The following is a 14,427-nucleotide window of genomic DNA, read 5'->3' as shown; positions in this document are numbered from 1 at the left end:
TATTCCGATGGAGACCGGCGCACCCACCTCCGGCGGGGGTGCGGTTCCCGGGGAGACTGAGGAAGCGGCAGCAGGCGGGAAAGGGGGCTGAGGTCACTGCCCGGAAAGGAGAGGGAAGACCCCGAAAGGGCCGTTCTGGTCGGCGTGCGCTGGGGGGAGACCTCTGAGGAGGAGGCGGAAGAGAGCCTGGGCGAGCTGCGTTCCCTGGCTCTCACCGCCGGCGCGGAGGTGGTGGGAGCGGTGCGCCAGTCCCGGAACAGACCCGATCCCGCCACCCTGCTGGGAAGGGGAAAGCTGCAGGAGCTGCGTGAACTGTCGGCATCCGGCCATGCGGATATGGTGATCTTCGACCAGGAACTGACCCCCTCCCAGCAGCGCAACCTGGAAAACGCCCTCGGGGTCAAGGTACTTGACCGCACCGCCCTCATCCTGGACATCTTCGCCATCCACGCCCGCTCCAAGGAGGGTAAGGCACAGGTGGAGATGGCCCAACTGCGCTATTCCCTCACCCGCCTGGCGGGAAGGGGAGTCGAGCTGAGCAGGCTGGGTGGAGGCATCGGCACCAGGGGTCCCGGCGAGACGCAACTGGAGGTGGACAGGCGGCGCATCAACGCGCGCATCAAGACCCTGGACAGGGAGCTCAGGGACCTCTCGCGCATCAGGAAGCTCAAGCGCAAGCGGCGCGAGAGACGCTCCGCGTCCACCTTTGCCCTGGTAGGTTATACCAATGCCGGCAAGTCCTCCCTCCTCAACGCCCTTACCGGGGCGGGGGTGACGGTGGAGGACCAGCTCTTCTCCACCCTCGACCCCGTCACGCGCCGCCTGGAGCTGCCCGGAAACCGCCACGCGGTGATCACCGACACCGTCGGCTTCATCCGGCGCCTCCCTCACCAGCTGGTGGAGGCCTTCAAGTCCACCCTGGAGGAGGTGGCGGAGGCGGACGTGCTGCTGCACGTCATCGACGCCGCCTCGCCCGGGCTGGAGGAACGCATGCGGGCGGTGGAGGAGGTCCTGGAGGAGATCGGGGCGGGCGACCTGCCGGCGATCAGGGTCCTGAACAAGTCTGACCTTCTGGACGCCGCCGACCGGGCGGACCTCGCCCGCGCCGTGCCGGACGGGGTCTTCGTCTCCACCCTCATCGGAGTAGGGCTCGCGGAGCTGCGCGAGCGCATGGCGGAGGCGCTGCGGCCCTCGCGCGTGGTGACCCTGCTCCTTCCGTACTCGGAAGGAGACCGTCTCGCCCTCCTCTACCGCGTGGGGAATGTGCTGGAGATCAAGGAAGGGGAGGAGGGCTGCCGCGTGGTCGCCGAGATACCGGAGAGTATGCTGCACCGTTTCGCGGACCGCATGCGGAGGGGCAGGAGGTCGCGCGGAGGAGGGGCGGAGGGGGACGCGACGCGCAGCGTGGAAGGATGAGGCGGAAAGAGGGGGCGGGGGATCCGCCGAGCGCGGACGTCCGTCTTCGCCGGATGCTAATATGGTCCTGATGGCGGAGACCCGCGGAAGGGGACGGGGATGCGGCTTCGATGTATCCGGATGGCGGCAGGTCCGGGAAGAGGATGGCGGAGACCCGCGAAAGGGGACGGGCATGCGTCCGTGTGCGAGAGCCACACCTTTTAAAGGACGCGGAGCACGGATACCCGGGCACGGAATTCAAGGGCTGAAGAGGAAGCGGATGGCGGCTGGTTACCGGATCCTGGGAGAAAAGGAAAGGCTTGACCCCCGCGGCAGGGAGGTCGCCTTCCGCGTCCTCTTCACGCTCATGCTCCTGGGACTGGTGCACCTGGACCGTCTCGGCGTGGACCTGGGGGCGGAGGTGGAATATTCTCCGCTGTACATCCTGGCCGCCGCCTACCTCCTCTATGCCGCCTTCACCTACTTCCTGTACGGCACCATGGGCCTCAAGGGGACCATGCGCGCCTTCACGGGGGCCGTGGACATCGCCTTCTTCTGCGCCGCGCTGCATTTCTGCGGGGGCGTGGAGAGCTATCTCTTCCTCTTCCTGGGTATCGCACCACTGATAGGGGGGATATACGACGGTTACCGCGGGGCCATTTACGCCTTCCTGCTGAGCGCGGCCTTCTACGGCGTGGTTGCGGCCCTCGACTCCGGCCACCCTGCGGGCTATGACCTCGCCCAGGCCTTGGCCTTCCGTTACCTCTATCTCATCGGCGCCACCGCCATGAACCTCTTCGTCATCGACCTCCTCATCAGGGACCGGGGGAGGCTCAAGGTCTTCTACGAGATAAGCGTGAGCTCAAGCAAGAGCCACGCCCTCTACAACGTGCTCAAGGAGATGACCCAGCGCTTGGCGGAACTCACACGCGCGGAGGTGGCCACGGTGTTTCTCTATAACGAGAAGACGGGGACCCTGGAGGCGCAACAGCCCTCGCTGGGCCTCGATTTCATGGCCGCGGGCAGGCTGCGCCTGAAGGTGGACGATCCCGGTGTGCTCACCGACTGTTTCCGCCAGGGAAAGGCCATTCTCGTCACCCGCAGTCAGTCCAGGGACATGGCGGTGGCGCCCTTCCACCCCGACTACGAGATATTCGACCTCGTGGCCTGTCCGCTGGCCGCGCGGGGCAAGGGGATCGGGGTCCTGGTGCTCGCCAACAAGCTCGGACGCCGCGGTTTCGGACGGCGCGACCTCGAGATGGTGGAGCTCCTTTCCCCACACGTATCGGTCTTTCTCGACAACGCGCTCCTCTACCGCCGCAGCGAGGAGAAGGTCGCCCAGCTCACCAGCCTCATACGGGTGGTGGATGCCATTAGCACCGTCTCCAGCCTCGACCAACTCTACAACCTGGCCCTTGACGTCATCCGGGGCCTGTTCGCCGCGGAAAAGGCCCTCATCAACATCGTCAATCTCGACACCGGGCTGATGGAGACGGTGCGCAGCTTCGGGTTCAGCGCGGAATACGTGGAACGCCACCTCAGCCACCCCTTCAAGCGCAGCGGGGGATGCTACGTACTGGACCGCGACGAGGCCTACCAGTGCGGAGATATCGCCACCGAATCCCGCTGCTTCAACATGGCCGTGGACCCGCGTACGCGCTCCGTCCTCTGCGTTCCCATCCGCGCGGGCAAGAAGATCTACGGCATCCTGCACATGGCCAGCAGCTACCGGGACGCCTTCGACGATGAGGACGTGACCCTGGCCAAGGCCATCGGGGAACAGATCGGCATGGCGGTGGAGAGCGCGCGGCTCTTCGAGGAGATATCTCGGCTGGCCATAACCGACGAGCTGACGGGGCTTTACAACATCCGCCATCTCAAGCGCGTGCTGGGGGAGGAGGTGAAGCGCTCTCTGCGTTACGAACGCCCTCTCTCCTTCATCATGTTGGACATCGATTACTTCAAGAACTACAACGACCGGCACGGCCACCTGAGAGGGGACGAGGTGCTGCGGCTGCTGGCAGGCCTCCTCATGCAGAACACCAGGGACGTGGATTCCGTCTTCCGCTACGGGGGAGAGGAGTTCTCGGTGATCATCCCCGAGGTGGAGAAACACGAGGCCATGGCCATGGCCGAGCGCATCAGGCGCGTCATCCAGGACCACGTGTTCCCCTTCGAGGAGGACCAGCCGGGCGGGAACCTCACCGTGAGCATGGGGGTCGCCAACCTTCCCGAGGACGCCTTCGACGCGGAGGAGCTCATCGACATGGCCGACCGCGCCCTCTACCATGCCAAGCAGTCGGGCCGCAACCGGGTGTGCGCTTATGGCGCCGGGGATGGATTCACCTATCCCCGCCTGCACGGCGACGATGCGGCGCCGGCCCCCTGAACCCCCCGTCCGTCCTGTCTGTAAGATCGAAGGGCGGCCACCGATAAAGCCGTAAGCGGACACCGGGAGACCTTCCCGGTGTGTCTGGGTCCGTGATGAAAGCCCCATCCACCGCTCATGTCGTCAATGAATCGTCCACATTCGGTTTTGCATTCGGATTTGGGATGACAACGAAGGTTCTTTCGTTGCAATGCGCGTTCGCGGCGGATAGAATGAAATGCTGGAGATGCGAATACGGGATGTGGCGCAGCTTGGTTAGCGCGCTTGACTGGGGGTCAAGAGGTCGCCGGTTCAAATCCGGCCATCCCGACCACAAGGAGCGGGGCTTCCCGAAAAAGGGAGGCCCCTTTCCAGTACTCCCCGGCGAAGGCGGCGGCACGGTTACCCTTGCCCGCGGGCAACCGCCGGCCGTCCACGGGGTGTCCCGCAGGCACGCGGCGTGATAAATTACCCTTGTGGTACGCATAAGGCGACCGCGGGAAATACGGCGGCCGCGCCGCCAACGGTATGGGATTCCCCGTGGTGAGGTTGCGGACCGGCAGACCGCGCGCCATGGTGGAGCGGGGCCGGAGAGGGGTCGGAAGGGCGACGGGGAGGCGTCGCCGATGGCGGCGACGGGACAAGGCGGAGGTGCCGGATGATCAGGAAGAACATCGCTAACTTCTTCACCTGCCTGCGCATCATCCTCATACCCGTGGTGCTGTGGCTCATCTCCGCCGCCTCCACCTCCAGGGTGGACGGCGCCCATTACTGGGCCCTGGGGGTGTTCGTGTTCGCCGCCGCCACCGATTTCATCGATGGCCAGATCGCCCGCCGTACCAACACCATCAGCGAGTTCGGCAAGGTGGTCGATCCCCTGGCGGACAGACTGCTGGTGATCTCGGTGCTGGTGGCCCTGATGTGGCGCCATTTCCTTCCCCTTTGGATGGGCTTGCTCATCGTGAGCCGCGACGCCCTTATGCTCATAGGCGCGCCGGTGGTGGGCATCAGCGACCCGAAGATACGCGAGAAGCTGGCCGTGCACTGGACGGGAAAGCTGGCCACCGCCCTGCTCTTCGCCGCCATCTGCGCCTTCCTGCTCTGGAACCTGCCGCAGGCCTCTGGTGAGGCGGGCTTTTTCGACCGCGTGAACCCCCTCGGTTTCGCGCTTTTCTGCGTGGGGATCGTCTTTTCCTACCTCAGCGGTTTCATCTATATCCGCAGGGGTATAAAGATCTTAGGCGCCGAGAGCGCCCCCGGCTCCTGATCCCGCCGCCCTCCCAGGCGGCGACCGCCCGGGGGACACGCGCCGGCCGTTCAGCCGTACATCGCTCAAGGAGGAGAAGATGACCGTCGACTTCACCGCCGAGAGGCCGCTCGCTGAAGCGGTGCGCGTGACCTGGCTGGGGCACGCCATGTTCAAGCTCGAGGACGGGGCGGGGAACCGCCTGGTGACGGATCCCTACGGCGAGGGGGTGGGATACTCCCTTCCCGACGTGGAGGCGGACCTGGTGCTGGTGAGCCACGACCACTTCGACCACGGCAACGTCGCCCTGGTAAAAGGCTCCCCCGCGGTGATAAGGGAGCCCGGCGAGCGGGAGGTGAACGGGATACGCATCACCGGCTTCCCCACCTATCACGACGCCAGCGGGGGCAGGGAACGCGGGAGCAATATAGTTTTCCGCTGGGAGATGCAGGGGCTGACCTTCGTACACCTCGGGGACCTCGGACACTCCCTCGAACCCGACCTCGCCTCGCGCCTGCGGGGCGCGGACGTCCTGTTCGTGCCCGTGGGAGGCACCTTCACCATCGACGACGCCCAGGCCGCTTCCCTGGTGCAGGAACTGGCTCCGCGGGTGGCGGTCCCCATGCATTACCGCAACTCCGGTTGCTCGTTCCCCATCCTCACCGAGGAGCCCTTCACGGCGCGGTTCTCGCGCGTGGAGAGGGCGGGGAAGTCCCCCGTGTTCGTGGCGCCGGGAGAGCTCCCCGAGCCGACCCTGGTGCTGGTGATGGATTTCGTCTCCTGACCTGACAAGGGAGGCTGCGGAATGAAGGCGGTGATCATGGCGGGCGGGCAGGGCACCAGGTTGCGCCCCCTCACCAGCAACCAACCCAAGCCCATGCTCCCGGTGGTCAACCGGCCCATGATGGAGCATATCGTGAACCTGCTCCGACGCTGCGGTTTCAGCGAGGCCGTGGTGACCCTGCAGTTCCTCCCCACCCTCATCAGCAACTACTTCGGTGACGGAGAGGAATGGGGCGTGGCCATGCGCTATTCCACCGAGTCGACCCCTCTGGGGACGGCGGGAAGCGTGAAGAACTCCTCGGCGTTTCTGGATGACACCTTCGTGGTCATCAGCGGCGACGCCCTCACGGACATCGACCTCAACCGGGCGGTCGAATTCCACCGCCGCGTGGGAGCCGCGGCCACCCTCACCCTCATCCGGGTGGAGAATCCCCTGGAGTTCGGCATCGTGGTCACCGACCCGGAGGGGCGCATTGAACGTTTCCTGGAGAAGCCCAACTGGGGCCAGGTGTTCAGCGACACCATCAACACCGGTATCTACGTCCTGGAGCCCGAGGTGCTGGATCTCATACCCGAAGGCCAGCCCTTCGACTTCTCCAAGGACCTCTTCCCCCGGCTGCTGGAAAAGGGATTTCCGCTCTATGGCTACGTGGCGGACGGCTACTGGTGCGACATCGGCAACTTCGAGCAGTACATCGCCGCACATCGCGATATCCTGGACCGTAGGGTGAACATCGACCCTCCGGGATTCCGTGTGGCCGAGAACATCTGGGTGGGCGAGGGGGTGGACATCGAGGAGGGCGCCGAGATCAGGGGTCCCGCGGTGCTGGGCGACCACTGCAAGGTAGAGAGGGGTGCGGTGGTGCGTGAATACAGCGTCCTGGGGCACAACGTCGCCGTGAAGGGCGAGAGCTTCGTACACCGCGCCATCATCTACGACAACTCCTATGTGGGCAACGGCTGCCACCTCCGGGGGTGCGTGGTGGGAAAGAACTGCGACCTCAAAGGGAACGTGCGCCTGGAGGAGGGGGTGGTGATAGGGGACGAGTGCCTCATCGGCGAGAACGTGCTGGTGAACCACGACGTGAAGATATATCCCTTCAAGACGGTGGAGGCGGGGGCCACGGTGAACACCAGCATCATCTGGGAATCCAAGGGCCTGCGCACCCTCTTCGGCAAACGCGCGGTCTCCGGGATCATGAACATCGACATCACCCCCGAACAGGCCCTGCGTATCGCCATGGCCTACGGCTCGGGGCTTCCCATGGGCACCACGGTGGTCACCTCTCGCGACGCCTCCCGCTCCGCGCGTACCATCAAGAGGGCGGTGATAACCGGCCTGAACTCGGCGGGCATCAACGTCTCCGACCTCGAGATCTCTCCCTCGCCGGTGAACCGTTTCGCCATCAAGGCGGAGCGCGCAGTGGGAGGGGTGGACGTGCGCATCTCCGCCTTCGACCCCCAGTCCATCGAGATCCGCTTCTTCGACGAGGAGGGCATCGACATCTCCGAGGGCAAACAGCGGGACATCGAAAAGGTGTTCTACCAGGCCAATTTTCGCCGCGCCTTCGTGGACGAGATCGGGGCCATCATCTTCCCGCCACGCGTCCTGGAGATGTACGCCAACTCCCTCCTGGCGCAGGTGGACCTGGAGTCCCTGCGCAGGCGGCGCTTCCGCCTGGTGGTGGACTACGCCTACGGGAGCTGCAGCGCCGTGCTGCCCTCCATCCTGGGCAGGATGGGATGCGACGTCCTGGGGCTGAACGCCTTCACCGACGAGAAAAAAGTCACCCTCAGCCAGGAGGAGCTTTCCTCTTCCCTGCGCAACCTCTCGCAGCTGGTGAAGACCTCCGAGGCGGAGCTCGGCATCATGCTGGACAACGCGGGGGAAAGGCTCTATCTCCTCGACGGCCGGGGCAGGCAGGTCCCGCCACAATCGACCCTGCTGCTCTTCGTGAAGCTGCTGTCGGAGACGGGCCGCAAGGGAAAGATAGCGGTGCCGGTGAGCATGACCTCCCGGGTGGAGGACATCGCGGAGGCATACGGCAACGAGGTGGTGCGCACCAAGGTGAGCCGCAGCGAGCTCATGCGCGCCTCCCTCGACGGAGGGGTGGTCTTCGCGGGGGCGGGGAGCGGGGGCTTCATCTTCCCGTCCTTCCTGCCCACCTACGACGCCATGGCAAGCACGGCCATCCTCCTTGACAGACTCTGCGCCTACGGCAGGCCTCTTTCCGAGCTGGTGGACGAGCTCCCTCCGGTGCACCTGCTCTCGGAGGAGATCCCCGCCTCCTGGGACCAGAAGGGGATGATCATGCGCCGGCTGGTGGAGGATGAGGGGGACGGCGGGAGGCTGGAGCTGGTGGACGGCGTGAAGGTCAACCTCGACGGCGGGGCATGGATCCTCATCCTGCCCGACCCGGACGAGCCCTCCCTCCATCTCATTTGCGAGGCTGAGGACGATACGCGCGCCGCGCGCATCATCGGGGAATACGTCAAAAGGATCATGGACATGACCGCCGGATGAGGTGAGCGTGGGCCGGTAGCGAACCGCGGAGGGAAAGTAAAAGGAGGAAGAAGTGGAATTCGAGGCGGAGAGCGCTCTGCTGGTCATCGACATGCTCAACGATTTCGTCGCGGATGAGGGAGCGCTGGTGGTGCCTGGCGCCCGGCGTATCGTGCCGCGCATCGCGGAAATCATCGCCGAGGCGCGCCGCCAGGGCGTGCCCGTCATCTACGTGACCGACAGCCACCGCGATGACGACCACGAGTTCAAATACTGGCCACCCCATGCAGTGAGCGGTACCTGGGGAGCTCAGGTGGTGGACGAGCTGGCTCCCCATCCCGGCGACTACATGGTGCCCAAGCGGAGATACAGCGCCTTTTTCGGCACCGACCTCGATAATTACCTCAGGGAGATGGGGGTGAGGAACCTCTACCTGACGGGCGTTCTCACCAACATCTGCGTCTACGCCACCGCCCTGGACGCCTCCATGCGCAACTACACGGTCAAGGTCTTCAGGGACGCTGTGGCCTCACTGAGCGAGGAGACCGACCGCTTCATCTTCCGGCAACTGGAGGAAGTGCTGCAGGCGGAGCTTCTGTAGGCCGGCATGCGGCGCCGACTTGCCGCGCGGAATGGGATTTCGCGGGAACGCCATACCGGAGAAAGGGATGAAGGGGACGCGCGAAGCGCGCTGGCGGCTCATATTGACGCCACCCGCGAGCGGGGCCTCCAACATGGCCCTTGATCACGCCCTGCTCGCATCCGCGGCGCGAGAGGGCTTCATGCCCACCCTACGCTTCTACCGCTGGTCCCCACCCGCGCTCTCCATCGGACGCTTCCAGCCCGTGCGCGAGGTGGACCTTACGGCGTGCGAGGAGGAGGGGATCGGGGTGGTGCGGAGGCCCACGGGGGGCAAGAGCATCCTCCACATGGACGATTTTACCTACAGCATCGTGCTTCCCGGGAGCTGGGAGCTGCCGCGCAGCGTGGTGGCCGCCTACCTGGTCATCTGCAGTGGCATCATCGCCGCGCTGCGCGAAGTGGGGGTGGAGGCATACGTGCAATCCCGGAACGGCGAAGACTACCGCGTCTCGGGAGGAGCGTGCTTTGCCGCCACCACCAGGGCGGACCTGGTGTGGGAGGGTCGCAAACTCTGCGGCAGCGCGCAGGTGAGGCGCAGTGGCGCCATCCTGCAGCACGGCTCCCTCTTTCTATCCGACCGCGCGGAGACCCAGTTCCGCGTCCTCTCCTTTCCCTCGCGTGAAGAGCGCGCGACGGCGCTCCACGACTACCGGCGCCGCTGCGCGACCCTGGAGGAGGCGGGGTGCCGCGCGAGCTGGGAAGAGCTGGGATGCGCCTTCCTGCGCGGCTTCCAGGAGGCCTTTGAGGTAGAGATCGCGGAAGGCGAGCTCACGCAGTGGGAGAGAGGGCTCTGGCGCAGGCTGGAGGATGCCTACAGATCGCGGGAATGGCTCCTCAACGCCGATTCGCGCCCCCTTCCCGCACCCGTGCCGGCGGACGCGTGAGGGGGACGTGGTCCGGCGACCCTGAAGCGAACACGCGCTTAGGCCAAAAGCGTCCATAGAGCAAAAGAGTCTATTCTGGTAAAATCGATGTGAGCTACGTTCCATCTTAAGGAGGGTCGTGGATGAGCGGGGAAGGCAAACAACCTCCGGGAGTTCCTCCCCACGAGGTGTATATCGATTACACCAGCAAGAGCGACGAGGAACTGAGGACGATCCTGCAGGAGCTGTTGAAGGAGGAGAGCAGGATCTCCTACCAGAGGAGGATACTGCACGGCAAGATCGATATCCTGCGGGCCGAGCTGGTCAGGCGCAAGAAGGCCGGCATCGCGGAGGGGAAGACCCTCATCAGCGACGAGGAGATCAGCCGCCTCACGGAGATACTTGCCGGGGAGGCGATGGGCGCGCGGCGCAACGACCCCACCGTCGACTGAGCAAACGAGATGCATTAATGGTAAGGCTTTCATTTATGTTTACCTGCACGCATAATAAAGGTTGGTTGCGGGGAATCCGGTGCGGTACCGGAGGCGCGGGCCGCCGCGAAGATCCGGCTTGTCGGCGGCGGGGTGCGCGCCCAGAGAGGAGGTAAGGGCATTTGTTCTGCAATCTCTGCGGGCACGAGAACCCGGACGGGAGCCTCTACTGTGCCCGTTGCGGCGCCAGGATAGAGCCGCAGGGCGAGGGCGGCGAAAGCACCATCGGCCTTCCTCCCGTGGAGAGCGAGGTGGAGGAAGAGGTCGAGGTCTCGCTTCCCGCGGAGGCCCTGAAGAGCGGCACGGCCATACTGGTGATAAAGAAAGGCCCGGATGCCGGCATGACCTTCACCCTTGACCACGACCTGGTGTCCATCGGCAGGCATCCCGAGAGCGATATCTTCCTCGACGACATAACCGTGTCCCGCAAGCACGCGGAGATACGCCGCGAGGCTTCCTCCTTCACCCTCATGGATACCGGTTCCCTGAACGGCACCTATCTCAACCGGGAGCGCATCGAATCCGCCGTGCTCCAGAGCGGCGACGAGATACAGATCGGGAAATACCGGCTCCTCTTCTTCGCGGCTCCGGACTGACCCCGGAAGGAGCCGATTTCCGGTCCGCGGGTCCGGGATTCGTGAGGGACAGGAGAAGCCGTGGTCGCAGGGGATGGCGGTCTGGAGTTGAGCCTCAAGGAGAGGTCGACCTGGAGTAAAAAGGCAGAGATGGACGGGGGCGGCAAGGAGTCATGGAGACCGGCAAGGAGAAGATGAGCATCGGGGACCTGCTCAAGTCCCTCAAGGGAGAGTTCCCTGACCTGACCATCTCCAAGATCAGGTTCCTGGAGAGCGAGGGCCTGCTGTCGCCGGAACGCACTCCCTCGGGGTACCGCAAGTTCAGCCAGGCGGACGCGCAGCGGCTCAGGTTCATCCTCAAGCTCCAGCGCGAGAAGTATCTCCCCCTGAAGGTTATCAGGGAGAAGATCAACGAGCTGGAGAGCGGCAGGGCTCGCGCGGGAGACCTGGTGCCGGGCATGGCCGGCTCCCTGGAGATAGGAGAGGATCTGGCGGCATACGACGACACGGTGCTGCTCAGGGAAGAGGCGCCCGCAGCCCTGGAGGTCAGCCCCTCCTTCATATCCACCCTGGAGGAATTCGGCCTCGTCAGGGCTCGACAGGGCGACAACGGCCCCTACTTCGACAAGGAGGACGTGAAGATCCTGCGCATAGCGCGGGAGTTCTCGCGCTACGGACTTGAGCCGCGCCACATGCGTATGTACGAGAACCTCACCGACCGCGAGGCCATGGCCTTCGAGCAGATCATCACCCCGGCGCTGATGTCCAAGGACCCCGAGGCCAGGCGCCGCGCCCTGGACAACCTGCTCCAACTGGTGAACCTATCGCGCGAACTCAAGGACCTGCTGCTGAAGAACCGGGTCAAGGAATATTTCGTCAAGGCCGGCCAGCCCGTGCCTTTCTGAAGGTGGCAGGGCCGAGTAGGGAGACGCGCTTCCTGGCCGACCGCATGCTGGGCAGGCTGGCGCGTTACCTACGTTTCCTCGGATACGACGTCTCCTATCCCCCTCCATCTACCGACACCGCCCTCATTGCGGCGGCGCGCGCCGAAGGCCGGGTCCTGCTCACGCGGGACCGGGGAATACTCGAACGGGCGTCAGGGGGGAAGCCGGTGGTGGTGGAGATCGCCTCCTCCTCGGTGCTGGAGCAGGTGGCGCAGCTGTACTCCGAGGGCTGGCTGGGCGGGCGCTTCCCGCCTCGCTGCTGCGAATGCAACTCCCGCCTGGAAGAGATCTCCTCGGAGGAGGCGAGGCACCTGGTACCGCCTTTCGTGCTGGCGGTGCAGGTGCGCTTCGCGCTGTGCGCCGTCTGCAACGCCGTGCTCTGGGAGGGCAGCCACTGGGAATCCTTTCACGCCGCCATCTCGCGCGGGAGCGGCGGTTTGACACCCCCGGAAGAGGGCGCATAGAATGCATGGGGGCGGCACTCTCTCACCCCGTGTACCCCGTATCCGTGCCCTATACCGGCATGGAAAACGCGGCGGAGAAGCGAGGAGAGGCAGGGCCGCTTTCGGGAAAGGCGGCACGCATGCGTGACCGCCGCGCACCGCCCGGTGGGCCCCGCTCCCGGGCGGGCATGCGCAGGAGCTCCAGGCAAAGCGCCGGTGACCGCAGGGGAAAGATCCGCCACGGGAGCGATGGACGATGTTCTTCTCCCAGCTCCAGGAGGGAAAGGTCGAGGACCGCGCCGGCCGCCCGGTGGGCAGGGTCCACGATATCGCCATGAGCGTGAACGGCGGCCTTCCCCAGAGCTCTTTCCTGATGATATCGCGTTCACGCCGGGGGAGGAGAGAGACGGCCACCGTGCCCTGGAGCTGGGTCGCTTCCCTGGCGCCCGGCTTAGTCCGCCTGGGACGCGACTGCGAGGAGGTGTGGAAGAGCGGGTTGGAGCCCTCGGGCCTTCTCCTGGGGCGTCACCTGCTTGACCGTCAGATCGTGGACCTGCACGGCAACAAGGTGGTTCGGGTGAACGATCTGCGGCTGGCGGAGTTCGATCACCGCCTGCGCCTCACCGGCGTCGACGTGAGCCTGAAGGCCCTGCTGCGCCGCCTGGGACTGGAAAAGACCCTGGGGACGCTGCTGAGGGCGGTGGGGGTGGACCTCGCCGAGAACACCATACCCTGGGCCTTCGTGGCGCCCCTGGAGCTCCGCTCTCCGGACCTCAGGCTCACCCTGACCCAGAGACAGCTCCTCGAGCTGCATCCCACCGACATCGCGGACATCATAGAACAGCTTGACCCGGAACACCGCGAGCGCCTCCTGGACCTCTTGGGAACCATCACGGCGGCGGAATCCCTTTCCGAGGTTGAGCCGGCCATGCAGGCGGACGTCATCGAGAACCTCACGGAGGCCAGGGCCTCGAACCTCCTAGAGGTGATGCCCCCGGATGAGGCCGCGGACATACTCGCCGCCCTCCCCAGGGACAAGGCCGAGCGGCTGCTGAACATCATGGGGGTGGAGGAGGCGGAGACCATCAGGGAGCTCCTCGGGTACCGCGAGGACACCGCGGGGGGGAGGATGACACCCGAATTCCTGGCCGTGCCCAGCCATTTCAGCGCTGCCGATACCATGGCCTACCTGCGCGAGAACGCTCCCGACGCCGAGACCCTGTATTACGTCTACGTAAAGGACGACGAGGGGCGGCTCAAGGGAGTGGTCTCCCTGCGCGACCTCCTGACCGTGCCCCGGGACCGGCGCGTGGAGGACTTCATGTATCGAGACGTCGTCTCCGTGAACGTCAACGACGACCAGGAGACGGTGGCGGACGTGATGAGCCGTTACAACTTCCTGGCCTTGCCGGTGGTGGACGACGACAACGTGCTCAAGGGGATCATCACCGTGGACGACATGATCGACGTGATCAGGGAGGAGGCACGCGAGGACATCTCTCACCTGGGGGGCCTGGAGCTTGCGGAGTCCGGCGCAGCTCCGTCCCTGCGCAGCCGCCTGCCGTCCATCGTGGTGGCGCTCCTGGGCGGACTGGCGGCGGCCTTGTTACTCGCCGCCTTCCGCGAGTCCGTCCTCCCCCTCATCACCCTCTCCTTCTTCATCCCCCTGGTGCTGAGGGCGGCGCAGGACATGAGCGTCGTCTCCCATGCCGTGGTCCTGGAGGAGATCGGGGGCAAGGAGCTGGGACTACGGGATATCTCCCTCATCACCTGGCGTGAGATGAGGGTGGTGGCGCTCATCTCCCTGGGGATCGCCCTGCTGGGCGGGACGCTCTCCGGGCTCTGGGAAGGCCGGACGCGCCTGGGACTCGCGGTAGGGCTCTCCCTTTTAGCCTCCGTCTGCCTGGGGGCGGCCTTGGGCATCGCCATCCCCATCGCGACCCGGAGCATAAGGGGCGAGTTCAGGTACACCCAGGCCCGCTTCTCCTCGTTCTTCGTGAGCCTGGCCGCCCTCGCCGTATACCTGGGCATCGCCGCGGCGATCCTTTGAGCGTGCCTTGTCGCCGTACGTGCCCCCGCGCATGAAGCGGCGAACGCCGCAGGGGCGATACCCGAAATTCCGTGGAATCCCGTGCGGCATACCCGCCGAACCCCCGGCAGGTGCGCGGAGCAGC

General features: G+C 65.4%; 12 protein-coding genes and 1 tRNA gene. All 13 read left to right on the top strand.

Annotated elements, in window-relative coordinates:
* Window positions 1-144 precede the first annotated feature (144 nt).
* Entirely contained in the window at window positions 145-1,416 is a 1,272-nt protein-coding gene (hflX, locus tag H5T74_07000; protein MBC7230122.1) for a GTPase HflX, read from the top strand.
* 259 nt (window positions 1,417-1,675) lie between these two features.
* Complete coding sequence (locus tag H5T74_06995) at window positions 1,676-3,784, top strand: diguanylate cyclase (protein ID MBC7230121.1); 2,109 nt, start codon at window positions 1,676-1,678, stop codon at window positions 3,782-3,784.
* A gap of 235 nt (window positions 3,785-4,019) precedes the next feature.
* A tRNA-Pro gene (locus H5T74_06990) sits at window positions 4,020-4,097 on the top strand.
* A 324-nt stretch (window positions 4,098-4,421) separates the two neighbouring features.
* Window positions 4,422-5,030, top strand: a complete 609-nt coding sequence (gene pgsA / locus H5T74_06985; protein MBC7230120.1) for a CDP-diacylglycerol--glycerol-3-phosphate 3-phosphatidyltransferase — start codon at window positions 4,422-4,424, stop codon at window positions 5,028-5,030.
* A 79-nt stretch (window positions 5,031-5,109) separates the two neighbouring features.
* Window positions 5,110-5,793, top strand: coding sequence for an MBL fold metallo-hydrolase (locus H5T74_06980; GenBank protein ID MBC7230119.1), 684 nt, complete (start codon window positions 5,110-5,112; stop codon window positions 5,791-5,793).
* Between the two features lie 21 nt (window positions 5,794-5,814).
* Window positions 5,815-8,316, top strand: coding sequence for an NTP transferase domain-containing protein (locus H5T74_06975; GenBank protein MBC7230118.1), 2,502 nt, complete (start codon window positions 5,815-5,817; stop codon window positions 8,314-8,316).
* A gap of 91 nt (window positions 8,317-8,407) precedes the next feature.
* Window positions 8,408-8,896, top strand: a complete 489-nt coding sequence (locus H5T74_06970) for a cysteine hydrolase (GenBank protein MBC7230117.1) — start codon at window positions 8,408-8,410, stop codon at window positions 8,894-8,896.
* A 133-nt stretch (window positions 8,897-9,029) separates the two neighbouring features.
* Window positions 9,030-9,821 (top strand): lipoate--protein ligase family protein, encoded by a 792-nt coding sequence (locus tag H5T74_06965; protein ID MBC7230116.1) that lies wholly within the window; start codon window positions 9,030-9,032, stop codon window positions 9,819-9,821.
* A gap of 167 nt (window positions 9,822-9,988) precedes the next feature.
* Entirely contained in the window at window positions 9,989-10,252 is a 264-nt protein-coding gene (locus H5T74_06960; GenBank protein MBC7230115.1) for a hypothetical protein, read from the top strand.
* 161 nt (window positions 10,253-10,413) lie between these two features.
* Complete coding sequence (locus tag H5T74_06955) at window positions 10,414-10,887, top strand: FHA domain-containing protein (GenBank protein MBC7230114.1); 474 nt, start codon at window positions 10,414-10,416, stop codon at window positions 10,885-10,887.
* A 152-nt stretch (window positions 10,888-11,039) separates the two neighbouring features.
* Window positions 11,040-11,771, top strand: a complete 732-nt coding sequence (locus H5T74_06950; protein MBC7230113.1) for a MerR family transcriptional regulator — start codon at window positions 11,040-11,042, stop codon at window positions 11,769-11,771.
* 2 nt (window positions 11,772-11,773) lie between these two features.
* Entirely contained in the window at window positions 11,774-12,274 is a 501-nt protein-coding gene (locus H5T74_06945; protein ID MBC7230112.1) for a Mut7-C RNAse domain-containing protein, read from the top strand.
* A gap of 235 nt (window positions 12,275-12,509) precedes the next feature.
* Window positions 12,510-14,303, top strand: coding sequence for a magnesium transporter (gene mgtE / locus H5T74_06940; GenBank protein ID MBC7230111.1), 1,794 nt, complete (start codon window positions 12,510-12,512; stop codon window positions 14,301-14,303).
* The last annotated feature ends 124 nt before the right edge of the window (window positions 14,304-14,427 follow it).

It is taken from the genome of Actinomycetota bacterium (assembly GCA_014360645.1).
Taxonomy (GTDB): domain Bacteria; phylum Actinomycetota; class Geothermincolia; order Geothermincolales; family RBG-13-55-18; genus Solincola_B.
This window is presented reverse-complemented; position numbering and strand designations above follow the sequence as displayed.

Bases quoted from the DNA above. Each gene is read 5' to 3' on its own strand.
- H5T74_06995 (MBC7230121.1), top strand. From the start codon at position 1,676: ATGGCGGCTGGTTACCGGATCCTGGGAGAAAAGGAAAGGCTTGACCCC.
- pgsA (MBC7230120.1), top strand. From the start codon at position 4,422: ATGATCAGGAAGAACATCGCTAACTTCTTCACCTGCCTGCGCATCATC.
- H5T74_06980 (MBC7230119.1), top strand. From the start codon at position 5,110: ATGACCGTCGACTTCACCGCCGAGAGGCCGCTCGCTGAAGCGGTGCGC.
- H5T74_06975 (MBC7230118.1), top strand. From the start codon at position 5,815: ATGAAGGCGGTGATCATGGCGGGCGGGCAGGGCACCAGGTTGCGCCCC.
- H5T74_06970 (MBC7230117.1), top strand. From the start codon at position 8,408: ATGCTCAACGATTTCGTCGCGGATGAGGGAGCGCTGGTGGTGCCTGGC.
- H5T74_06965 (MBC7230116.1), top strand. From the start codon at position 9,030: ATGGCCCTTGATCACGCCCTGCTCGCATCCGCGGCGCGAGAGGGCTTC.
- H5T74_06950 (MBC7230113.1), top strand. From the start codon at position 11,040: ATGGAGACCGGCAAGGAGAAGATGAGCATCGGGGACCTGCTCAAGTCC.
- mgtE (MBC7230111.1), top strand. From the start codon at position 12,510: ATGTTCTTCTCCCAGCTCCAGGAGGGAAAGGTCGAGGACCGCGCCGGC.